The following is a 21,133-nucleotide window of genomic DNA, read 5'->3' on the forward strand; positions in this document are numbered from 1 at the left end:
AGGGATATTTGTTTAAGGATGAAGTGGTTTGATTGGCTATCATTCTAGTGCTAGTGAAACGAATCCGTTTCAATGATGCACATAAAAAAAGCCGCAAGAAGCGGCTTTTAGATTTTGACTTTATATTAACTATTAATTCGTCGTATCCGGAATCATAACTTTGTTCAAGACATGAACGACGCCGTTGTTGGCTTGCACGTCTACCGCTATGATGCCTATATCCATAGTTCCCGAACCATCGGTTACGTCGGCAATGTTGTCACCTGAGCCTGGCAAGGTTATAGTGATTTCATCTCCTTCAAGAGTTGTAGCGGCTGTAGTTCCATCAGCATTTAAATCTCCAGACCTTACGTTAGCTCCAGCTACTACGTGATGCAACAATACTTGGGTTAAGACAGCTTCCCCGGGTATTTCGGATAATGCCTCGAATGCTGTATTTGTTGGTGCAAATACAGTAAAATCCGGATTTATATTGTCCATATTACCACCTTCTGTTCTTGATAGGATTCCTGCGAAATCAGTATCTGGTGTTAATTCTGTCAATGCACTTACTAAAGTCGTAAAATTAGGGTCAGCTACAGCAAAAGTAACCACCGATGGTAAATCTATGACCGCATCAACTGCATGGATTACACCATTCGTAGCAATAACATCTGCAATGGCCACACTACTCGTTCCGTTAAGTCTTACCCCATCATCTGTATTAACATACATACTTAGGTTGTCCCCATCCACATTAGTACCCAAAGAGCTAATATAACTATTGGTTAATCCTGTGGATACTGCGGCAGCACCTTGAATTACGTGATTGGACAATACATTATTAATATCGTTTCCGTTTGGATTGGTAAATGCTGTAAAAGCAGCATTGACTGGAGCGAATACGGTAAATACTTCGTCAGCATCAGATAATAGAGTAGTGAAGGTCGTATTTCCGCCGTCGGTTAAAGCACCTACAAGAGAGGTCAATTCTGAATTTGCCAATGCATGATCAACAATATTGGGAAGACCTATAACCGCATCTACGATATGTACTACACCGTTACTTGCTTTGATATCGGCATTAGTAACTGAGGATACTCCATTTACGACAACACCGTCGGACACATCTATAAACATACTAAGATTTGCGCCTTCAGGTCCCGCTGTAGAAAGTGATGATACATAACCTGTAGCTAAATCAGAAGACATATTTGTACCGCTAACTACATGGTTCAGTAGAACTTGTGTTAATACGTCTACAGGAACATCCGCTAGGGTCGTGAAATTATTGGCCTCTAGGAAAGCTTCGAACGCATCGTCCGTTGGAGCGAAAACCGTAAAAGGTCCTGCGCCATCTAAAACATTAGGTAAATCGCCGTCTGCCGCTTGCAGTGCTGCAACTAAATTACTTAATGTCGGTGTAGCTATGGCCAAGTCTGTTATAGAACTTAAAAGAACACCTTCTAATGCATCTAATGCTGCTTGAGGTATTAATACCTTATCAATAACATGAACAATTCCATTGTTCGTAGTCACATCGGCAGTAGTTACGAAAGCTGCTTCTCCTGCCGCATCGGTAAATGAAGCACCGCCTTCAAGGCTAACGGTCAATTGTTCTCCCTGTGCGGTAGTAATTGTTAGTCCCTCCGTTAATTCAGAAGAAGGAACCGCAGCCCCGCCAACGACATGATAAGTGAGTATCGTAGCGAGTAAATTCTGAAGTTGTGTCGTGTTAAAATCGTCTAAAGAATCAAATCCATCTAAACGTCCGAGTAAAGCTGTGAAAGCTTCATTGGAAGGAGCTAATACCGTATATACGGCACCTTCTGTACTTAGTAAAGTTATAAGGTCATTATCATCACTTTCATCAGCCTTCGAAAGTGCTGCTACTAAGCTACTTAAAGAATTATTAGCTTGGGCGGTTTCAACGATGTTAGAACCAGGTACCATTTCAGGTCCTTGATCCTCATCGTCATCGCTACAGGAGGCAGCGAATATTAAGAGGAACGCACAAATGGTAGATTTTAAAATTCTGGGTAATGTTTTCATAGAACTACTTTTAAGGATTTAGATTATTATTGTTCAATTATTTCAAAATATAAATAAACAGTTTTTACACAGAGAAAGATGTTATAGTATTCTTAAGGTTGCTTTTGTTTATGAAAATTTCACATAAGTTTAACAGAAATGAACCTTTTGAGTTCTTTTCCAAATGGATAGAGCACATTTGAAGTTGCCCAGAGAGGAATTTGCCTGCAACAAGGAAAATATTTGTTCAGGATTGTGCTAAAATGATAATACAACCATGACATAAGGTCTAAAATGAACATATTGATTTCGTTATACAGAATAGGTTACTGTGCCTTCTAATGCACTGTAATTTTGTATTTTTGTACCGACAAAAGAGGAAGATGAAAAAAGTTGTTATTGGACTTTCCGGAGGCGTAGATTCTAGTGTTGCCGCTTATCTTTTAAAAAGACAAGGATACGAGGTCATAGGACTATTCATGAAGAATTGGCATGATGATTCCGTAACCATTTCCGAGGAATGCCCTTGGCTAGAGGATAGTAACGACGCATTAATCGTTGCGGAGAAATTGGGTATTCCATTTCAAACAGTGGATTTAAGTGCGGAGTATAAAGAGCGTATCGTTGATTATATGTTCAGGGAATATGAGATGGGAAGAACTCCCAATCCTGATGTACTTTGTAACAGAGAAATTAAGTTTGATGTCTTTATGAAGATAGCACTACAATTAGGTGCTGACTATGTGGCTACGGGTCATTACTGTAGAAAAGGTACCATTGAACGCCCAGATGGGAGTAAAATCTATCAGCTTTTGTCGGGTAAGGATAGCAATAAGGACCAATCTTATTTCTTATGTCAATTATCACAGGAACAATTGTCCAAGACCTTATTTCCTATAGGTGAATTGACCAAACCGCAGGTGCGAGAAATTGCCGCTGAAATGAATTTGATAACGGCGGATAAAAAAGATTCTCAAGGGCTATGTTTTATAGGTAAAGTGCGACTTCCGGAATTTTTACAACAACAATTAAAGCCAAAAAAAGGAAAAATCATACAAGTCCCCCACACCGTTGATGCCTACCGCAGAACAGTTCCTAATTTTAACAACAAGCAAGAAGAATTGGCTTTTTATGCAAGTAAACCCCAATATAGCATCGCAGACGGTGCCGTGGTAGGCGAGCATCAAGGAGCACATTATTTTACAAAGGGGCAACGTAAAGGTCTACACGTGGGCGGTACAAAAGAACCGTTGTTCGTCATTGAAACCGATGTTACCGATAATGTAATTTATACGGGTGAGGGTAAATCTCATCCCGGTCTTTATAGAAGAACCTTGTTCGTAAAGGATGAAGAATTACACTGGGTACGTCCAGATTTGAAGTTAAAAACCGATGGCTCCTTAAAAGTCATGGCACGAATAAGGTACCGGCAACCTCTGGAAGAAGCCATCCTATATAAAATAGAAGGCGGTCTTTATGTAGATTTTGCAGAAGAACAGTCCGCCATACAGGAAGGTCAGTTCGTTGCATGGTATATAGAGGAGGAGCTCGTAGGCTCTGGTGTCATATCTTGATAGTTAAGGAGCATTTTTCAAAGACAGCAAAAAGGGGTAACCAATGAAAAATAGAATTACCGAACTCTTCAATATACAGTATCCTATTATTCAAGGCGGAATGATTTGGGCTAGTGGCTGGCGTTTGGCTTCCGCTGTTTCCAATGCGGGCGGGTTAGGTATAATTGGGGCGGGAAGCATGTATCCCGATGTATTACTAGAACATATTCAAAAATGTAAACAGGCGACCGAAAAGCCCTTTGCGGTAAATATACCAATGCTTTATCCGGATATTGAACAGTTGATGAATATTATAGTAAGCCAAAAGGTGAAAATCGTTTTTACTTCCGCAGGAAACCCTAAAACGTGGACGGCATTCTTAAAGCAGAACGGGATTACCGTAGTGCATGTGGTCAGTAGTGTTAAGTTTGCCCTTAAAGCGCAAGATGCCGGTGTTGATGCTGTAGTCGCAGAAGGTTTTGAGGCCGGTGGACATAACGGTCGGGAAGAAACTACGACCTTGGTTCTGATTCCTGCCGTAAAGGAAAGACTCGAAATACCTTTAATAGCCGCTGGAGGCATTGCCTCAGGTAAGGCCATGCTGGCCACCATGATATTAGGAGCTGATGCAGTACAAGTAGGTAGTAGATTTGTAGCAAGTATAGAAGCCTCGTCTCATGATAATTTTAAGGAATCTATAATAGATGCAAAAGAGGGTGATACCCATTTAACTTTGAAAGAACTGGCCCCAGTTCGGCTTTTGAAAAACAAGTTCTACCAATCAGTGCAAGAAGCTTATGCCAAAGGTGCTTCTGCAGAGGAATTAAAACAGTTATTAGGAAGAGCAAGAGCCAAGAAAGGGATGTTCGAGGGAGACTTGGATGAGGGCGAGTTAGAGATTGGACAAGTATCCGCTTTAATCCACGATATTAAACCAGCAGGTGAAATTGTCCGTGAAATGATGGAAGAGTATAAATTGGCTGTTCTTGCTACTGAGAAATTACACCATTTTTAATACGGTCCACAGCATCTTGCAAACGTCATTTTATTTTGAATTGCACTATTGGCGTAAATTGCAAAAAAGGGTAGCGTTTAATGTTACCGGCACGGCCCGGTTCTTTATAGCCGTCTGATTTTTCCAACTTAATAGTATATTTGAAAAAAATCAATACATATGAAAAGATACTTTTTGCTGGCAGTTGTAATAACTTTTTTTAGTCCAACAATTATTTCTGCGCAAGAGGGACACCCCCTAGAAGGAAGATGGAATCTGACTGTTGATCAAGAAGGAGAAAAATTACCGTCATGGCTAGAAATACGACATTCCGGTAACAACACTTTAATAGGTAGGTTTACCTATGCTTTTGGAAGTGCGAGACCAATCGCAGAGGTAAAGAAATACGGCGATTTGTTTTACTTTTCAATTCCGCCACAATGGGAGCCAGGTGCCTCCGACATGGAGTTCCAAGGTAAAATAGTGGGAGCGGGGCTTGAAGGGACCATGATATATACGGATGGAAAGACCTATAACTGGACAGCGGTTGCAGCTCCCAAATTGAACACCGTAGTCAATCCTAAATTTGGAAAAACCCAAAAGCTCTTTAATGGAAAAAATTTAGACGGTTGGAAAACGGACAGTAATAACCAATGGGAAGTGGTCGATGGAATTTTGACAAGTCCTAAACCCGGAATTAATCTTATTTCCCAAGAAAAATTTACGGATTTTAAGCTTCATGCAGAATTCAGATATCCTAAGGCCAGTAATAGTGGTTTGTATCTTCGTGGGCGTTATGAAATTCAGATTGCGGATAATAAGGGTCTAGAGCCATCATCCATCTATTTTGGTGGTGTTTACGGATTACTTACACCGAACACGAACATGGCCAAAGAGGCGGGAGAATGGCAGACCTATGATATTACGCTATTAGGAAGGAATATCACTATAGTGGCCAACGGCAAGACCATTATCTCCGAACAGAATATTCTTGGTATGACCGGAGGTGCACTCGATAACGATGAAGCTGCACCAGGACCAATAATGATTCAAGGAGACCACGGTCCTGTAGAATTTAGAAGCTTGGAAATAACACCGGTATTGGATAGATAAACATAACTGCGTAAGCGACGGTCATGTTTCTACACCTTTTTAGGTTTCAGCTATGGTTTTAAGTGCTGTTACCAAATGGTCAATATCCTTCTTTGTTATGAATATGGCGAATGAAAGTCGCACTGCATTTAATCCAAATTTAGACATGGGTCTGGAATCTATACCGAAGTCATTGAAGAGTTCTTCTTTTACCGCTTGTACATCCTTTCCTTTAATTTCTACCACTTGTATTCCGGCAGAGAGGTCATTTGACGAAGGCGTTTTAGTTACAATAAGGTCACTACTTTCTATGCTCTTCAGGAAATAGTCTTTTAGTTCATAGGTTCGTTTGTGAATTCTATCTTCGCCAATACCATTTCGGTAATCAATTGCAGCTCCAAGTCCTAATAATTCCGGTAAATTCCGTGTATTATAATTTTCTAGTCTTCTAATGCTGGGATCTTTATAGCCACGTGCTACGATTAATGGTTTAAGTAGTTCCTGTTGTTCTTTTTTAGCATAGAAAATACCGATTCCTTTTGGAGCAAATAACCACTTGTGGGCGCTAACGGTATAAAAGTCGCAATCCATTTCTCTTAAATCGGTTTTTACCATACCAGCTCCTTGGGCGCCATCTACGGCCACCAAAACACCGTTTTCATGTGCCATTTTTGAAATTTCCTTTATGGGCAGCATCATTCCGTTGGTGTTTACGATATGACAAAGCGATATTACTTTCGTTCGTGGTGTAATCGCTGCTTTGAAAATGGCTAAAATCTCTTCTTTAGTTTTAGGTAGGATAGGTAACGTAGGCCTTATGAGCTTAATTCCTTTGGATGCTTGCCATACGGTCCATGGCACAACTGCACTTGCATGTTCATGATCAGATAGAATAACTTCGTCCCCAGGCTCTAATCGTAGGCTCTGCGCAATAAGGTTCATTCCTTCCGTGGTATTGTGTATTAAAGCGATTTCTTCTTCTGATACGCTAAAAACGGAGGCCACCTTCTTGCGGGTAGCTTCCTTTTCTTCATCCCAACCACCCCACATATATTTCGAAGGAAAATCGTCTAGGGTATCCCTGAACGTATTAGTGGCTTTTCTTATAGGGTAAGGGCAGGCTCCCAAGGACGCATTATTGAAGTATTTGACCCCTTCGACAAATTGGAATTGTTTGGCAACAGTTTCCCAATAATTCTCTGAATTTTTATCGGGAAATTGATGAAGCTCGTTAATGGCCGATTGTAAAGGGGCTTTACTATTAGACCAACTTTGTGCAGGTAGCGCTAGTGTTCCGGCTACACCTAAACCCATATTTTTTAAAAAAGTTCTTCTATTTTTATGCATATTTCCTAGATGTGCTTATTGCCTTTCCCTAACTACCTATTTTTTACTGTTTGGGAATTTCTACTTTAGTTTTGATTAGATTGGAATGTCCCTTAGCGATTAATCGGGACTTGTCATTGTTCCAGACCAAACACTCAACATTCATAATTTGGTTTCCCTTTTTACCCATAACTGTTTGGGCTATAACGATTTCACCAGCTCTAGCTGAACTAAAGTAATCTACCGCTAGATTTACCGTGGTATAAATATGGCTATTGTTTAGGGAATAGACGGCGGCACCTATGGCATCGTCGATGATAGCGGCGGTAATACCGCCATGTAGAATACCTACGGGATTGGTCATCTCATCACGTATAAGATGAGAGAATTCTAACTCACCCTCTTCCGCACTGAGCAAGGTAGGATTCAGCCATTTCATCAACGGCGATATGGAATCAGAAGAGTCCTTTCCAATTTTCGATTTAAAATAGGCAACAACCTTGTTCATTCGTACAATTTTACGTCTGCTAGTTTAAGCTTTAATTATTTTGTTGGTCACTATTCTTGATAAACTGTATGTAAAAACGAATGCTGTCATAAAAATCCTCTACTGCTAACCGTTCGTTTAGACCATGAAATGATTTTTTAGTATCGTTATTCAAGTGAATAGGAGAAAAGCGGTAGATATCATCGGAAATATCTCTAAAATGCCTTGAGTCTGTTGCACCAACGACTAAATTGGGAGAGACCAGAACCTCTGGATATAGTTCTAAGATGGTCTTGTTCAAGGTAGAAAATCCGAACGAATCTGTTCTGGAAAGTTTGGATGCTTCCGCAGCGGTGCTTCCTTTTGTAAGTGTAATGCGGTCATCTGCGACGACATTCTTCACATGGGCAATGACATCTTCTATCGTTGTTTCGGGAAGCACTCTAAAATTTACCGTGGCATTTGCTCTTTGTGGTATGATATTGTCTTTTATACCACTGTTAAATATAGTTGGGGAAGTCGTTGTTCGTATAAGGGCATTACCAGAGGGACTCTTTTCATAGAGGTTCAGTACAAAGGGTTCTAAAAGGCCTTTATTGGCAAAAATCATTTTATTGATAAAAGGCATCTCTGGACCTAGATAATTCATAAATCCTTCTAGGGGAACGGTGATTTTAGCTGGTAACGGATTGTTCTTTAATTTGGCGATAGCGGTGGACATAACGTCGATTGCAGTTTCTTTCCCTGGCATGGAGGAATGGCCGCCTTCAATCTTAACCGCAAGGTTTAGTGTAAGGTACCCTTTTTCCGCGGTACCTATTAAAGCTACCTCTTTGGTGATATCAGGAACGAGTCCGTCTGCTATAACACCACCTTCATCAACGACAAATTCCGCTTTTACGCCTTTTTCCTTGAGATATGTGGCCATGGCCACTGCTCCTTGTCGTCCGCCTATCTCTTCATCATGACCAAATGCAAAGTAAAAACTTCTTTTAGGGGTGTAGCCCTTTTTTAAAAGCAGTTCTACCGCTTCCATAATGCCAATTACACCGACTTTGTCATCTATGGCACCCCGTCCCCAGATCGTATCATTTTTGATTTCGCCGCCAAAGGGCGCAACTTTCCATTCTGGCAGGTTTTTCTCTATGACGGGAACAACGTCCAAATGCCCCATCATCACTACAGGTTTTAAGGAAGGGTCCGTTCCTTTCCAATGGTATAAGTGACTAAAGGAGTTGAACATTTTCTTTTCTAGCAAGGAGTCCATCAAGGGGTAGGTATCAGAAACGAAAGTGGCAAATTTTTGAAATTCCAAGGAATCAAAATCTGCTAAATTTTCTGGAGAAACAGTTTTAATCTGAAGTGCTTTCGAAAAATTTTGAATGGCTGCCTTGTCAATTTGGGGTGCGTCTAATGCAGCAACTTTTATTTGTTTGGATTCAAAATTTAGTGCATTAAAGCTAAGGTAGGCGATAAGGATTACGAATAGAATACCGATTAGGGCAATTAACTTTTTAAGCAGTTTCATATTTGGTTGGAATTTCTCTAAATATACGAACTCCTATAGAAGACAGAAAAAGCTATCAGCACTTTTCATAAGAACTAATAGCTTTTAAGTATCAAAAATATGCGGATTAAAAATCCTTAGGATAGTTTTAAAAATGCATGGGGACTTCCATGACCAAAATTCTTGAATTTTTCTGGGCTTTTATTTCAAAATCTGTAGTTTCCCATACGCCAAGACCATCCCTCTCCTTTAATTTTTGGCCATTGATGCTAACTTCCCCGTCAAGAACAAAAATATAGGCTCCATTACCTTTTTTATTAACCGAATATACTGTGGTTTTTTCTTCCTTGAATTCGCCAATATGGAACCACGCATCTTGATGAATCCAAACGCCTTGGTCATCTTTATGGGGTGAAAGGATTTGATAAAAATCAGTACCCTGAGCAAGCTTTTTGAGCTGCACTTGGTCATATCTTGGAGCTACATTTTGCGTTCTTGGGATAACCCAAATCTGAAGGAACTTTACTTCTGAATTATTACTGTTGTTGAACTCGCTATGGGAAATACCGGTACCCGCGCTCATTACTTGAATATCTCCTTCTCTAATAACGGTAGAATTGCCCATATCATCCATATGCTTTAAATCTCCTTTTAACGGGATGGATATAATTTCCATATTGCGGTGTGGATGGGTGCCAAAACCTCTACCTGCGGCAACGGTATCATCATTAAGTACTCGGAGCGTTCCAAAATTCATTCGCTCAGGATTGTGGTAATTGGCAAAACTAAAACTATGGTAGGAGTTTAACCATCCGTGATTGGCATGTCCTCTTGTATCTGCGTTGTAATATATCGTTTTCATACTGCTTTCTTTTATCAAAATGTAGTCGTAAAAATTGGTTCTTTATTACAGGATTTCGTTTAGTGTTGTTCGTTAAAAAGTAGTGTTTTTTAGATGAAATTCACAATTTGTTATTTATGGTAGGGTATTGTGTAATTTAGTTGTTTTGTAGCTATAATAAGTTTTAAAAATCCCCCATTATGTTACCTAGAATAACGCTTTTACTTTTCGTATTTTTAACATTTCACAGTAATAGTCATGCCCAGCAAGTGGAAAATGCCGCCAAACATTTGGGAGCAGGTGTGGCCATAGGAGCCGTTGGAGGCTATGCAGCGCATAAAATCTTTAATGGGCAACGCGGTTGGACGTGGGCGGGCGCTGTTGGCAGTAGCCTAGCTGCTGGTTTGGCGAAAGAGACCTACGACATCAACAGGGGTGCTCAATGGGAAACAGAGGATGTGCTTTTCACGACTTTAGGTGGAGTCATTTCCGGACTAGCTCTTGACTTACTTTTAAAAAATAGAAGAAGGGGACGTAGTCGTAAAAATTGCGGTTGTCCGCCAATCGTTTTTGAATCCTTAGATGTAGACCCGGTAAATGCTTCAGGAAGTATCACGGCTGCGATACAAGCAAATGATATTCTAAGTAACGGCTTATAGGATACCTCTGGCCTTTATTTCTAAATACTTGTTTATAGTGTTTATCGTTAGCTCTTCCGGCCTTGTAAGTATGGTCTGTATACCGTATTTCTGTAACTCTTTTTGCATCAATTTCTTTTCTAGGTAAAATTTTTCTGCAATGGTTTTGTGGTAAATGGCCTGTAGGTCCTCGGCATCCTCAGCTATGAGGGATTCTAGCTCTGAATTCTGAAAGAAAATGACCACTAGGACATGCTTTTTAGCAAGGCCCAATAAATAGGGTAATTGTCGTTTTAGGGAAGACATATGCTCAAAATTCGTGTAAAGGAGCAATAAACTTCTGTGGTTTACTTTTCTTTTGACAAGACCATATAAAAGTCCAAAATCAGCGTCTGTAAAAGCGGTATCTATGCGGTAAAGCTTTTCTAAAATAGTATTTAAATGTGTTATTTTTTGAACGGCAGGAACAAAATTCTCTATCTGTTTTGAAAAAGATATCAATCCTGTTTTATCGTTTCTCTTCAAAGCCACATTAGAAAAGGCCAGAGCGCTATTGATGGCAAAATCTAATAATTTAAGTCCGTTAAAAGGCATTTTCATTACCCTACCTGTATCAATAATAGAATATACCGGTTGTGATTTTTCATCCTGATATTGATTGACCATAAGTTGGTTTCGCTTTGCTGTTGCTTTCCAATTTAAAGTCCTGATGTCATCCCCGCGTACATAGTCTTTAATCTGCTCAAATTCTTGGGTATGACCAATCTTTCGAATCTTTTTTAGTCCTATTTCACGTAAACGGTTACTAATAGCGAGAAAGTCGTATTGCTGCATTTGTATAATGGACGGATAGACCGGAACCATTTGGTCTTTCTGAAATACAAATCTCCTTTTTATAATTCGTAGGGGTGATGAGGCATAAACATTTAAATTCCCAAAGAAATATTCTCCTCGGTCAACTGGTCTTACGCTGTAATCAAATTGTTTTTTTTCACCCTTTATCGCCACAGTTCTGTAATTAAAGTCGCGCTTTTGAAATTGCACGGGTAGTTCATCAATGATGGTAATATGTGTTTTGAAAGGATAAAAACTTTCAAACTGAATTTGTATCGGATTAACATCACTATTCGATAGTTTTTTAGGAAGGGCCCTTTGTGCTTTAATACCTTCCGAAGAACTGAACAAAATAAAAATATCGAACAAAAAAAGTCCAAGTAGTACCAAGGTAAGAAGCCAAGCTATTGGGTATATGTCAGATATCCAATACGATAGGATGAAGCTAGCGCAAAGCACTGCGATATACGTAAAGAACGCATTATGGATATAAAGTGCTTTTAAAAACTTCATTTATCTTGGGATTTCCACACTTTCGGTAATCATCTTTATAACATTCTCGGTGAACATTCCTTCCATTTCTCTTTCCGGGGTTAAAATAACCCTATGGTTTAGTACGGGAACCAAGGCTTTTTTTACATCTTCTGGAGTAACAAAATCCCTTCCGTTTACTGCGGCAAAGGCCTTTGCACTATTTAGGGTTGCAATAGATGCCCTTGGGGAGCCCCCCAAATACAAATGGGGATGATTCCTTGTTTTAGAAACTACCTCCGCTATGTACTTGAATATCTTTTCTTCTACTATAATATCCTGGATTTGTGCTTTGAATGTTTTTAACTTTGTAGGACTTAGGATGTCTTTAACCTTGGTTTGTGGTAAGGCACCTTTTCTTTCGTGGTGAGATTTCAGAATCAGGATTTCTTCATCTGTTTCAGGATAGGAAACTTTTATTTTAAACAGAAAACGGTCTAATTGTGCTTCGGGTAGGGCATAGGTACCTTCCTGTTCTATTGGGTTTTGAGTAGCTAATACCATAAAGGGAGATTCCATCGTATAGGTGGTACCGTCCATGGTTACCTGTCTTTCTTCCATAGTTTCGAACATGGCAGCCTGTGTTTTGGCCGGAGCCCTGTTAATTTCATCTATGAGGATAATATTGGAGAAAATAGGCCCTTTTTTAAATTCAAATTCTGAAGACTTAACGTTGAAAATAGAAGTCCCAAGAATATCGCTCGGCATAAGGTCCGGCGTAAATTGAATACGGCTAAAATTGGTCTTTAGGGTTTTAGCAAACAGCTTTGCGGTAATCGTCTTTGCAACCCCGGGCACCCCTTCTATGAGTACATGGCCGTCAACCAAAAGGGATACGATCAATAACTCTATAAAATTATCTTGACCTATAATTACCTTTGCCAACTCCTGTTTTATATCGGCGACTGCTTTTTGTAGATCTGCCAGAGGTATTCTAGCGTCAAAATTTAAGTCGGTTGTATTTTCTTCCTTATTTTCCATCTGTTTCAGATTTAAATTTTTGAATGCGTTTGTTCAGTTGCATCAGTTCATTATCAGTTATTTGAAGCTGCTCCCTAAGTTTTTCCATAAAGCCAAATAGCTTCTTGGTCTCATCTAGGGAATAGTTGCTACGAGCGGCTAAATTTTTATAAAAATCCTCTTCGTTGGCTATATTCCCTAAATAGTACTTGGTACGCAGGTAATCTAGAAAGTAATTTATTTTGTGCTCAACGATAGCTTTTTGGTCTCCTTTTTCAAAATACATATCAGAAATGGTCCGTGTAAAGGCCAGGGTCTGATTTTGTAACGGCGTTACCACTGGTATGGCACGTTGCTTACGTTTGCCTTCAAAGACCACGTAGACAAGCACACCGATAAGCGCCAGATAGTATGCCCATTTCAATTCTTTGGTGTTTAAAAAAATGTGCATTGGGGAAGTGTAAAAGGTTTTACCGCTTTTGTAATGATTGTCTAAATATATGGTTTCATCTCCCTTAAAATAGGAAGCCAAACCGGCTGTGTAGGATTTGTTTTCTTTTTCTAAAATAAAATAATTTGTAAAGGCCTTGGGAAAAGTGGATAAAACTATCTCTCCTTTCCCAAAGGGTGACTTTATAACCGAAACGACCTCGGGTTGTTCTTCTTCCTCATCGGGAAAATTAACTACGCCGACAATGGTAGATTTTAAAGTATCTATGGTCTTAAAATAGCGCATAGCGTTGTCCTTGCGGTAGCTGTAGGGTTCACTTTTCTCTAAAAACGGGTTTACAAGCTGATGGTCCTGATTTTGAACTACTTCGAATCCGCCATAATGCGTAGCGGTTTCAAAATTCAGGGTATCCCTTAATTTTTCTTCGAAACCTTCGGAGGCTATGAACAGGGAATTTCCTTGGGCCACCCAGTCCAAAATTAGATATAGCTCCGCTTCTTGAAATTGTACCGAATTATTAATGAAAACGTAGGTTCCCTTTGCCCCATTATTTTTGGAAAGGAATTCAAAAGGCGGAACCTGCAATTGCTTTGTTTTACCTGGAAATAGTTTCGTTTCCATAAGCTCGTTAAAGACCAGGGTGCCGTACGGTATTTTGTGGGACCGAACATAGGATTCAAACCAATTAATATCCTTTGTTTTATTATATTGTAGCAGGAGTATGGCGCCCAAGGTAACCAGTGCAATAATAATATAAGCAATGCCTTTTTTACCCATTGGACAAGAGTTGTTTTAAGGTTGAAAACGAGCTTTCTGCCTTTTGGTATTTCTCATGGTCCATAGGAAATTCCCCATACCAGATATAGTCGTACAGTCGCGTAATATCTTTAAAGGGATGCTGTAGTCGTTCTTGTCTTAGTTCCTTAAGATAGTCTTCGTTCGTCTTCTGTATTTGCCAATCTATTAACTCCTTTTCTGTCATTATTTGCAATATGAACAGGTAGTAATAACGAACGGCAAGACGGTAATTGTTATTGGCCAAGGCTTCCTGAATGAGCTTTTGAATATTTTCGTTTTTAATGATATGCTCCTCCTCGGACATGGTCATGGCGGCTTGGTTCTTCTTGGCATAACTAATAGCGCGCGCATTGACGTTAAGGAAGAATTTCACAAGAATAAATAGTAGTACTGCCAGCAACACATAGGGTAAGAACTCTAAAAAGAGATTCAGTGCGCCGGACGCCTTATTGACACCAAAAAGCCATTCAAAAAAACGGATAAGCAGGTTTCCGGCCCAATTTTTAAAGGCTATCCACCATTCGGGAGCATCGTTTTGTACAACCTCATAATTAAAATTGGGGTCATTTTTATAGACTTCTATATCTTGAGCTGAAATTTCTTTCTGTACTATTTTAGTCTTATCGTAGTTAAGCGCTAAAGAATCCTTTTGACAAAAGCTGCTTAAAGAGAGTAGAAAGACGGTTAGATACAGAAGACCTTTGGGCATCGTTAGTTATCAGAAGTTTTACCGAGATTTTCAATTTGTTCATAGGTGCCGGTAAAGTTCTTTTTCTCGTTGAGGTTAAAATAGATAAAGACTCCAGCGATAACGGAGATGAGGTTCAGTAGAAATTGACCTATAGTACCTACTATATTTAAAAGAATATAAATCGGGTCCTTAAAAATATCCAACATACTCTCAGCATCCATCTCACCCGAGAAGATACCCATCTTCATCCATTGGTATATGGCCGTGGGTAGTGCGAAGGCGTAAGAGGCAATTGCTACAATAATTCCGATTACAAAAAAGGTCGCAAAGGTCATCCACCATTCATCCTTTACTAGGGTAAAACTATAACTGTAGGCGTCAGAAGCTCCCATTCTATTAAATACTAGAACGGAGAAAGAAAGTGCCAAAGGAACATAGAGGTATATTCCAGGAATAATACAACAGATAAACCCTACCATTACGGAAAGTCCCACCATAATTCCGAGTCCTATGAAGTTCCAAAAACTACCGTAGACTTCTTTTTGGACTGTATCAAAATCTGTAGTGCCTTTTCCGTTGGAGTAGGACTTAATATAATGCAATACCGTGGATTGCGACATGGTATACACGGCCATAATGGAAAGTATGTACACTAGGCCAATGATAAAAATAGTTGCCAAATTAGCCGCTTCGTTACCCGAATTGAACATCATGATATTAGCTATATTTCCTACGAAATAGAGGTAAGCGGCAAGCGCTAAAATCATTACGAGTAAAAAGGGGCCTACAATTTTGAAATAGGTAGTAAAGAAGGGTTTAAACTCTGCCCTGAGAAAAGCGAAAGTGTCCGAAAGTATATCCCCAAGTTCGCGCTGTTTTTTAAACTCTATATAATCAGTTTTCATGTGATGGTATTTTCTTATGTATTTGGTATGGATATATAACGTAATAAAAAAGAATTAGTGCTAAAGAGGCTAAAATTATGAATATGGCCAACCCATCTGGCATTTCTGTATGGCGGGTTACAAAGCCCTCTAAAAAACCTGCGATAATAAAGAACGGTATGGTACTTATCATAATTTTCAAACCATTTTTAGTACCTCTTTTAAAGGATTCCAAACGGGAGTAGGTTCCAGGAAAGAGCATACCATTGGCCAAGACCAAGCCTGCACAGCCCGCAATGATGATCACTGAAATCTCAATGGTGCCATGAATCCAAATAGTTCTAACGGATTCCCAAAGCAATCCTTTTTCGTAAAAGAAATATTGAAAACTACCCAACATGATACCATTTTGCAACATTATCATCAATGTGCCCACGCCTAACATAATTCCGTAAACAAAGGCCATTAAAGCTACCCTTATATTATTGATAGTGATGCCTAAAAACATGTTGAACTCTCCCATTTGCTTGTAAACGGCCATGGGGTCACCTTTCTCAATATTTTGAAGCGTCATATTTACATAGGCATCTCCAAGAATGGAACGGACAAAATCCCCTTCGTTGGCGGCTGAAAAGGCTCCGACGAAAGAGAAGAAAATGAACACTAAAAACGCGATGAGCAATTCGCGATGATGCTGTTTGAACATCATGGGGAATTCTACTTTCCAAAAACTTATGATTCTATTTTTCGGCTCTCTTTTGGTCCTATATATTTTTTGATGCGCCTGGGACGCTAAGGAATTTAGATAATGTGCCGTATTACTAGCCGGATAAAAAGTCTTGGCGTAGCTAAGGTGATCCGTTATTTCTATATACAAATTGGACAATACATCTGGCTCCAGATTCGTTTTGTTAGCCAAAGCGCTTTCAAAAGTTGACCATTTGTCCTTATTTTGCTTTACAAAGGCGGCTTCGCGCATTCACAGAAGGGTTTATACCAAAGAAACAAAACAATGGAACAATTTCAAATAGAAACGGCCCAAAATATAAGTATAGACCAAAACACTGCTCACTTGGGAGACCGTATGTTGGCCTTTATCATAGACACCCTTATAATCGTCATCTATTATGTGCTCATGATATGGTTTTTATTGGCCTTAGATGTAGATTTGGGAGACCAATGGGCCATTTATATGCTCATAGGATTACCAGCGTTCTTATATTACCTTCTTTTGGAAACTTTTATGGACGGAAAGACCATAGGAAAAAGTTTCATGAAGTTGCGAGTGGTAAAGTTAGATGGCACCAAAGCTGGTTTTTCCAGTTATTTTGTTAGATGGATACTTAGAATAATAGATGTCTCCATCAGTTCGGGGGGTGTCGCCGTATTTACCATCTTAATTCGAGGAAAAGGACAGCGCGTTGGTGATATTGCAGCAGGTACAACCGTAATAAGCGAAAAGAAACGTGTTTTTCTAAAGGACACCCTTTTAAGGGAGTTACCAGAGGATTACAGTCCAAAGTTCCCACAAGTCACTGTTTTCAAGGATAATGAAATGCAGACCATAAAGAATCTGTATGATAGCGCCAAGCGAAATGGGAACCACAATGTGGTACTGTCTTTAAGTAACCGCATTAAAAAAGTTGCTGAGATTTCAACGGACCTAAAGCCAATTGATTTTGTGGATATCGTTATCAAGGATTACAACTACTACACCCAACAACTATAATATGTTCTATACGGTCATCGATATTTTAGGAACCATTGCCTTTGCAATTTCAGGAGTGTTGGTGGCCATGGAAAAACGCCTCGATTTCTTTGGGGTGGTAATTATAGCCTTTGTAACCTCAATCGGAGGGGGTACGCTACGCGATTTACTCATTGGGAATACGCCCGTGGTTTGGATGCGAGATGCCACCTATGTCATCACTATTTTATCTACTGTAATCCTGGCCATACTTTTCGTTAAGCAACTAAAGTATTTTAGGAAATCACTCTTTTTATTCGATACTATAGGAATAGGTCTGTACACTTTGATAGGGGTAGAGAAAGGATTGGATGCCGGATTGTTACCGGTAATGTGCATCGCTCTAGGAACGATTACGGCAAGTTTTGGAGGTGTGTTACGGGATATTCTTTGCAACGAAATTCCTGTAATATTCAGAAAGGAAGTATACGCAACGGTCTGTATTCTGGGAGGCGCTTTTTATTTTTTATTGATTCAATTTCCTATAAACAGCACCTATGCCTATTCTGTGGCCATACTATCCATAATCGTAATGCGGATTTTAGCGGTAAAGTTCAGAATTTCCTTGCCTAATATTTATAGGGATTAGTCTCAATTCCCTACTTATTTACCTTTCTTTTTCTATTAGATACTTTTTTAGTTTCAATTCTCTTAGTTTTTTCTCAGCTTTATTTTTACCCATTATGTATCCAATGGGATATATTATAATATAGATTATGGCACAAAATAAAACAGCGTTTTGATATTCCCAATTTTCTATCATTGGTCTCCTTCCTCTTCGTCCTGGAATAAAGGGAAATAAAAAGGAGAAGACAAAACCACCAAAGATTCCCCAAGGAATCTTTTTTTGCATTCGTTTTAATTTATCCTGATAATTTATTATTTCGGCATTAATATTTTCAATTTCCTTATCCTCAATCAAAGCATTATTTCAGTTAACCATTAATTACTCAACAACCTCCGCTTTTTGAATATAAATGTTCTGCGAAGGCCAATCCCCCTTGCCAACGGGCTGACGATTTATCTCATCAACCACGTCCATCCCTTCTATGACCTTCCCGAACGGGGTAAAGTCACCATCTAAATGATAAGAGCCAGGTTTGGTCACTACAATAAAAAACTCGTAGGGAGAAGCTAACATATGTGGGTTATTTATCTCGCTACTGGGCATGGATACGGTTCCACGATGATGCCTGTAACCCTTTCTGGTATCAGGAGGTAAGAGGTATCGTCCAATGTCCCTTCGTTTTTGAGCTGTTTTTTTGTCGTCAGAATTTCCACCTTGAATTATAAAATCTTTGACCACTCTATGAAACTGAGTATAGTCGAAATATCCTTTTTTCGTAAGATAGATGAAGTTTGCTTTATGATAGGGCACATTATCGTAGAGTTGAATCACAAAACTTCCAAATTTAGTGGTCATTTTAACTTTGGTGGTTTTTAAGTTTTGCTGGTATTCAAAAAAGAAATCAATGGCATTTTCTTCGGTAAGCTTAAAGGTATCCTTTTGAATTTCAGATACGAGCTTTTCTTCTTTCCGTTTTACGGAATCTATTGTCGTAACGGGCTGTTTTGCATCAGATTCTGATTTCTTCGGACTATCTTTACATCCTGAACAAAGAATCGATAAAGCGGTAATTGTCAGAAAGTAATATAGTAAGCGCATGAATTTTAGCATTTTTGAAGCAAGGTTATCAAAAATAAAAAATCTCTCGCTACCAGGCGAGGCATCACACTTTAAAATGGCGCCCGAGGAGCGAATCGAAGAACTTTTAAAAGATAAGTTCAAGAAGAAAAATCTAAGAAAAGCGGCTGTGATGGCACTTTTTTACCCAGATGCGAACCATGAAACTAAAATACTTTGCATTCTTAGAAAAACGTATAAGGGAGTACATTCCAACCAGGTGGCCTTTCCCGGAGGAAAGGTTGAAACTACGGATAGGGACTTGATGGAAACCGCTTTGAGGGAGACCCATGAAGAAGTAGGGGTACACCCAAGTAATGTAAATGTGATTTCGGAAATTACCAAGGTCTATATTCCACCCAGTAATTTTGAGGTACAACCTTTCATTGGTCTTTATCCTAGTCCCAAACCATTTGTGATACAAGAATCTGAAGTGGAGGCACTACTGGAAATTTCTTTAGTAGATTTCTTACAAGACCACAATGTAGTCTCAAAAAAATTAAGCACTTCGTATGCTTCCGAGATGGAAGTACCTGCCTTTAAACTAAACGATTACATCGTATGGGGAGCTACGGCAATGATGATGAGCGAGATAAAAGACTTGTTGAAGCAGGTGTTATAAAACTCTATTTACTACTTTAGCGTCTATGGGATTATTCAAGAAAAACCCTTTTGGGCATAACCTATTTCTAAAAAAGTGGCTTATACGTGTTCTAGCGTTACTCTCGCACCAACGTTATAAACGCTTTAATACTTTGGATATTGAGGGTTCGGAAATTATAAGGGGTCTCCCGGACACGAACGTGCTTTTCGTGAGTAATCATCAAACTTATTTCGCAGATGTGGTCGCCATGTTCCATGTCTTTAATGCTAGTTTAAGTGGCAGGGAAGATTCCATTAAAAACCTAGGATATATTTGGCAGCCCAAATTAAATATGTATTACGTGGCCGCTGCAGAGACCATGAAGAAGAGTCTACTTACCAAAATTTTGGCCTACGCAGGGTCTATAAGTGTTCAGCGAACATGGAGGTCAGAAGGCCAAGATGTGAACAGACAGGTAAAAATGAGTGATATTTCAAATATCGGAACCGCTTTGGAAGATGGGTGGGTAATTACTTTTCCGCAAGGAACTACAACACCTTGGAAGCCACTTAGAAAAGGCACGGCCCACATTATCAAAAAATATAAGCCCTTAGTGGTACCGGTGGTCATAGATGGTTTTCGCCGTTCATTTGATAAGAAAGGATTACGGGTTAAGAAAAAAGGTATTCTACAATCTATGGTTATCAAGGAGCCGTTGGAAATCGATTACGAAAACGAATCTACCGAGGCCATCATTGAAAAATTAGAATACGCCATAGAGCAGCACCCGTCTTTTCTAAAAGTGATTTCGGAAAAGGAACTATTGGCCTACGAGGAAGAAAATAAAATGCGCAAATGGCGCAACGGTTAAACTTCCAGCTGCTTTAATTCTTTGTAGTTTTTATTCAGTTTACGTAATAGCAGACCATATAACAAGAAATATACTCCGCCCATAAACAGCGTTAATAAGACTCCAAAAATACCAATGGTAAGCATTAACGTAATCCTTAGTTTTTCTGGGGATACTTTGTCCAAACCATCCTTTAACTCCGGAAATGCTGCGGCAATATCTTCACTTAGGTAAATACCGATGACCATGACCATTATAGTCACCATAATCATGGAGAGGGAAAAAATAACATAGTGTTTCACCGTTCTTCTGGTCTTGATAATTTTCTTCATTAAATTCTTCGAACTATCCAATACGGATATTTCCTTGAACCGCTGATAGAACTGAAAAATGAAATACGCTGCAATACCGTAGGAGAAAATAGAAAGACCAAATAAATATTTGGATACGCCGATGTTTTCATAAACCTGCAAACCATCTTGCCAAGAAGGTACGAGATATAATAGGTGCGGTAGTGTAAATTCAAGAATACTTATGGTCAAAATCCACTTCACAATAGAAGATGATTTCTTCCAAATCATTTTATGAATTTCGGTATAGGATAGCTTAGGCACGGCAATTTCCTTCTTTTGCCAGTCTTTTTTTAATAATTCCAATTCATCCGTCATAACC

General features: G+C 39.3%; 22 protein-coding genes. 8 read left to right on the plus strand and 14 right to left on the minus strand.

All coding sequences use genetic code 11. From position 1 onward, the window contains the following. Positions 1-132 precede the first annotated feature (132 nt). Entirely contained in the window at positions 133-2,031 is a 1,899-nt protein-coding gene (locus EJ994_RS02025; protein ID WP_126590977.1) for a fasciclin domain-containing protein, read from the minus strand. Between the two features lie 320 nt (positions 2,032-2,351). On the opposite strand from EJ994_RS02025, the gene mnmA reads away from it, so the two are divergent. The 3 genes from mnmA (at position 2,352) to EJ994_RS02040 (ending at position 5,670) form a co-directional block, all read left to right on the plus strand. Continuing rightward, on the plus strand, positions 2,352-3,584 hold the full coding sequence (mnmA, locus tag EJ994_RS02030; RefSeq protein ID WP_126590978.1) for a tRNA 2-thiouridine(34) synthase MnmA: 1,233 nt from the start codon (positions 2,352-2,354) through the stop codon (positions 3,582-3,584). Between the two features lie 43 nt (positions 3,585-3,627). Further along, entirely contained in the window at positions 3,628-4,578 is a 951-nt protein-coding gene (locus EJ994_RS02035; RefSeq protein ID WP_126590979.1) for an NAD(P)H-dependent flavin oxidoreductase, read from the plus strand. A 159-nt stretch (positions 4,579-4,737) separates the two neighbouring features. Beyond that, positions 4,738-5,670: a DUF1080 domain-containing protein gene (locus EJ994_RS02040; protein ID WP_126590980.1), complete on the plus strand. Its 933-nt coding sequence runs from the start codon at positions 4,738-4,740 to the stop codon at positions 5,668-5,670. A 39-nt stretch (positions 5,671-5,709) separates the two neighbouring features. Here EJ994_RS02040 and EJ994_RS02045 read toward each other — a convergent pair whose 3' ends face one another. The 4 genes from EJ994_RS02045 to EJ994_RS02060 form a co-directional block, all read right to left on the minus strand. Next, entirely contained in the window at positions 5,710-6,963 is a 1,254-nt protein-coding gene (locus EJ994_RS02045; RefSeq protein WP_126590981.1) for an aminotransferase class V-fold PLP-dependent enzyme, read from the minus strand. A gap of 76 nt (positions 6,964-7,039) precedes the next feature. Next, entirely contained in the window at positions 7,040-7,483 is a 444-nt protein-coding gene (locus EJ994_RS02050; RefSeq protein ID WP_126590982.1) for a PaaI family thioesterase, read from the minus strand. A 31-nt stretch (positions 7,484-7,514) separates the two neighbouring features. Next, positions 7,515-8,990: a M20 family peptidase gene (locus tag EJ994_RS02055; protein ID WP_126590983.1), complete on the minus strand. Its 1,476-nt coding sequence runs from the start codon at positions 8,988-8,990 to the stop codon at positions 7,515-7,517. A gap of 127 nt (positions 8,991-9,117) precedes the next feature. Next, entirely contained in the window at positions 9,118-9,831 is a 714-nt protein-coding gene (locus EJ994_RS02060) for a pirin family protein (protein ID WP_126590984.1), read from the minus strand. Between the two features lie 179 nt (positions 9,832-10,010). On the opposite strand from EJ994_RS02060, the gene EJ994_RS02065 reads away from it, so the two are divergent. After that, positions 10,011-10,469, plus strand: a complete 459-nt coding sequence (locus EJ994_RS02065; protein WP_126590985.1) for a hypothetical protein — start codon at positions 10,011-10,013, stop codon at positions 10,467-10,469. On the opposite strand, the gene EJ994_RS02070 is transcribed toward EJ994_RS02065, so the two are convergent. From EJ994_RS02070 to EJ994_RS02095, 6 genes are read right to left on the minus strand one after another with little or no spacing between them, the layout of a single operon-like run. Continuing rightward, entirely contained in the window at positions 10,464-11,795 is a 1,332-nt protein-coding gene (locus EJ994_RS02070) for a DUF58 domain-containing protein (RefSeq protein WP_126590986.1), read from the minus strand. The two genes, EJ994_RS02065 and EJ994_RS02070, sit on opposite strands and share 6 nt — an antisense overlap. Then, entirely contained in the window at positions 11,796-12,794 is a 999-nt protein-coding gene (locus EJ994_RS02075; RefSeq protein WP_126590987.1) for an AAA family ATPase, read from the minus strand. Further along, on the minus strand, positions 12,784-14,001 hold the full coding sequence (locus EJ994_RS02080; protein ID WP_126590988.1) for a DUF4350 domain-containing protein: 1,218 nt from the start codon (positions 13,999-14,001) through the stop codon (positions 12,784-12,786). The genes EJ994_RS02075 and EJ994_RS02080 overlap by 11 nt, the downstream gene beginning before the upstream one ends. Beyond that, positions 13,994-14,731, minus strand: coding sequence for a DUF4129 domain-containing protein (locus EJ994_RS02085; protein ID WP_126590989.1), 738 nt, complete (start codon positions 14,729-14,731; stop codon positions 13,994-13,996). The genes EJ994_RS02080 and EJ994_RS02085 overlap by 8 nt, the downstream gene beginning before the upstream one ends. Positions 14,732-14,733: 2 nt before the next feature. Beyond that, positions 14,734-15,618 carry a hypothetical protein gene (locus tag EJ994_RS02090; RefSeq protein ID WP_126590990.1) on the minus strand — a complete coding sequence of 295 codons (885 nt, stop codon included), beginning with the start codon at positions 15,616-15,618 and terminating at the stop codon, positions 14,734-14,736. After that, a complete protein-coding gene (locus tag EJ994_RS02095) occupies positions 15,608-16,576 on the minus strand; it encodes a stage II sporulation protein M (protein ID WP_126590991.1) in 969 nt (322 codons plus the stop codon). Before EJ994_RS02095 ends, EJ994_RS02090 begins: the two co-directional genes overlap by 11 nt. 33 nt (positions 16,577-16,609) lie before the next feature. Between EJ994_RS02095 and EJ994_RS02100 the strand changes: the two genes are divergently transcribed. Together EJ994_RS02100 and EJ994_RS02105 are read left to right on the plus strand one after the other, a co-directional pair. Continuing rightward, positions 16,610-17,326 (plus strand): RDD family protein, encoded by a 717-nt coding sequence (locus EJ994_RS02100; RefSeq protein WP_126590992.1) that lies wholly within the window; start codon positions 16,610-16,612, stop codon positions 17,324-17,326. Between the two features lies 1 nt (position 17,327). Beyond that, positions 17,328-17,933: a trimeric intracellular cation channel family protein gene (locus EJ994_RS02105; protein WP_126590993.1), complete on the plus strand. Its 606-nt coding sequence runs from the start codon at positions 17,328-17,330 to the stop codon at positions 17,931-17,933. An 18-nt stretch (positions 17,934-17,951) separates the two neighbouring features. Here the strand turns inward: EJ994_RS02105 and EJ994_RS02110 are convergent, their stop codons facing one another. Both EJ994_RS02110 and EJ994_RS02115 read right to left on the minus strand, forming a co-directional pair. Next, on the minus strand, positions 17,952-18,266 hold the full coding sequence (locus tag EJ994_RS02110) for a hypothetical protein (protein ID WP_126590994.1): 315 nt from the start codon (positions 18,264-18,266) through the stop codon (positions 17,952-17,954). Between the two features lie 24 nt (positions 18,267-18,290). Beyond that, positions 18,291-19,010, minus strand: a complete 720-nt coding sequence (locus tag EJ994_RS02115) for a peptidylprolyl isomerase (RefSeq protein WP_126590995.1) — start codon at positions 19,008-19,010, stop codon at positions 18,291-18,293. Here EJ994_RS02115 and EJ994_RS02120 point away from each other — a divergent pair. Then, positions 19,009-19,650 carry an NUDIX hydrolase gene (locus EJ994_RS02120; RefSeq protein WP_126590996.1) on the plus strand — a complete coding sequence of 214 codons (642 nt, stop codon included), beginning with the start codon at positions 19,009-19,011 and terminating at the stop codon, positions 19,648-19,650. The two genes, EJ994_RS02115 and EJ994_RS02120, sit on opposite strands and share 2 nt — an antisense overlap. Before the next feature lie 25 nt (positions 19,651-19,675). Beyond that, positions 19,676-20,482 carry a lysophospholipid acyltransferase family protein gene (locus tag EJ994_RS02125; protein ID WP_099574414.1) on the plus strand — a complete coding sequence of 269 codons (807 nt, stop codon included), beginning with the start codon at positions 19,676-19,678 and terminating at the stop codon, positions 20,480-20,482. Here EJ994_RS02125 and EJ994_RS02130 read toward each other — a convergent pair. Continuing rightward, positions 20,479-21,129: a hypothetical protein gene (locus EJ994_RS02130; RefSeq protein WP_099574415.1), complete on the minus strand. Its 651-nt coding sequence runs from the start codon at positions 21,127-21,129 to the stop codon at positions 20,479-20,481. The genes EJ994_RS02125 and EJ994_RS02130 overlap by 4 nt on opposite strands. Positions 21,130-21,133: the final 4 nt, after the last annotated feature.

This window comes from Maribacter sp. MJ134, from assembly GCF_003970695.1.
Taxonomy (GTDB): domain Bacteria; phylum Bacteroidota; class Bacteroidia; order Flavobacteriales; family Flavobacteriaceae; genus Maribacter.

Bases quoted from the DNA above. Each gene is read 5' to 3' on its own strand.
- EJ994_RS02125 (WP_099574414.1), top strand. From the start codon at position 19,676: ATGGGATTATTCAAGAAAAACCCTTTTGGGCATAACCTATTTCTAAAA.
- EJ994_RS02050 (WP_126590982.1), bottom strand. From the start codon at position 7,483: ATGAACAAGGTTGTTGCCTATTTTAAATCGAAAATTGGAAAGGACTCT.
- EJ994_RS02090 (WP_126590990.1), bottom strand. From the start codon at position 15,618: ATGAAAACTGATTATATAGAGTTTAAAAAACAGCGCGAACTTGGGGAT.
- EJ994_RS02130 (WP_099574415.1), bottom strand. From the start codon at position 21,129: ATGACGGATGAATTGGAATTATTAAAAAAAGACTGGCAAAAGAAGGAA.
- EJ994_RS02065 (WP_126590985.1), top strand. From the start codon at position 10,011: ATGTTACCTAGAATAACGCTTTTACTTTTCGTATTTTTAACATTTCAC.
- mnmA (WP_126590978.1), top strand. From the start codon at position 2,352: ATGCACTGTAATTTTGTATTTTTGTACCGACAAAAGAGGAAGATGAAA.
- EJ994_RS02040 (WP_126590980.1), top strand. From the start codon at position 4,738: ATGAAAAGATACTTTTTGCTGGCAGTTGTAATAACTTTTTTTAGTCCA.
- EJ994_RS02045 (WP_126590981.1), bottom strand. From the start codon at position 6,963: ATGGGTTTAGGTGTAGCCGGAACACTAGCGCTACCTGCACAAAGTTGG.
- EJ994_RS02025 (WP_126590977.1), bottom strand. From the start codon at position 2,031: ATGAAAACATTACCCAGAATTTTAAAATCTACCATTTGTGCGTTCCTC.
- EJ994_RS02035 (WP_126590979.1), top strand. From the start codon at position 3,628: ATGAAAAATAGAATTACCGAACTCTTCAATATACAGTATCCTATTATT.
- EJ994_RS02120 (WP_126590996.1), top strand. From the start codon at position 19,009: ATGAATTTTAGCATTTTTGAAGCAAGGTTATCAAAAATAAAAAATCTC.
- EJ994_RS02070 (WP_126590986.1), bottom strand. From the start codon at position 11,795: ATGAAGTTTTTAAAAGCACTTTATATCCATAATGCGTTCTTTACGTAT.
- EJ994_RS02095 (WP_126590991.1), bottom strand. From the start codon at position 16,576: ATGCGCGAAGCCGCCTTTGTAAAGCAAAATAAGGACAAATGGTCAACT.
- EJ994_RS02080 (WP_126590988.1), bottom strand. From the start codon at position 14,001: ATGGGTAAAAAAGGCATTGCTTATATTATTATTGCACTGGTTACCTTG.
- EJ994_RS02060 (WP_126590984.1), bottom strand. From the start codon at position 9,831: ATGAAAACGATATATTACAACGCAGATACAAGAGGACATGCCAATCAC.
- EJ994_RS02075 (WP_126590987.1), bottom strand. From the start codon at position 12,794: ATGGAAAATAAGGAAGAAAATACAACCGACTTAAATTTTGACGCTAGA.
- EJ994_RS02115 (WP_126590995.1), bottom strand. From the start codon at position 19,010: ATGCGCTTACTATATTACTTTCTGACAATTACCGCTTTATCGATTCTT.
- EJ994_RS02085 (WP_126590989.1), bottom strand. From the start codon at position 14,731: ATGCCCAAAGGTCTTCTGTATCTAACCGTCTTTCTACTCTCTTTAAGC.
- EJ994_RS02100 (WP_126590992.1), top strand. From the start codon at position 16,610: ATGGAACAATTTCAAATAGAAACGGCCCAAAATATAAGTATAGACCAA.
- EJ994_RS02105 (WP_126590993.1), top strand. From the start codon at position 17,328: ATGTTCTATACGGTCATCGATATTTTAGGAACCATTGCCTTTGCAATT.
- EJ994_RS02055 (WP_126590983.1), bottom strand. From the start codon at position 8,990: ATGAAACTGCTTAAAAAGTTAATTGCCCTAATCGGTATTCTATTCGTA.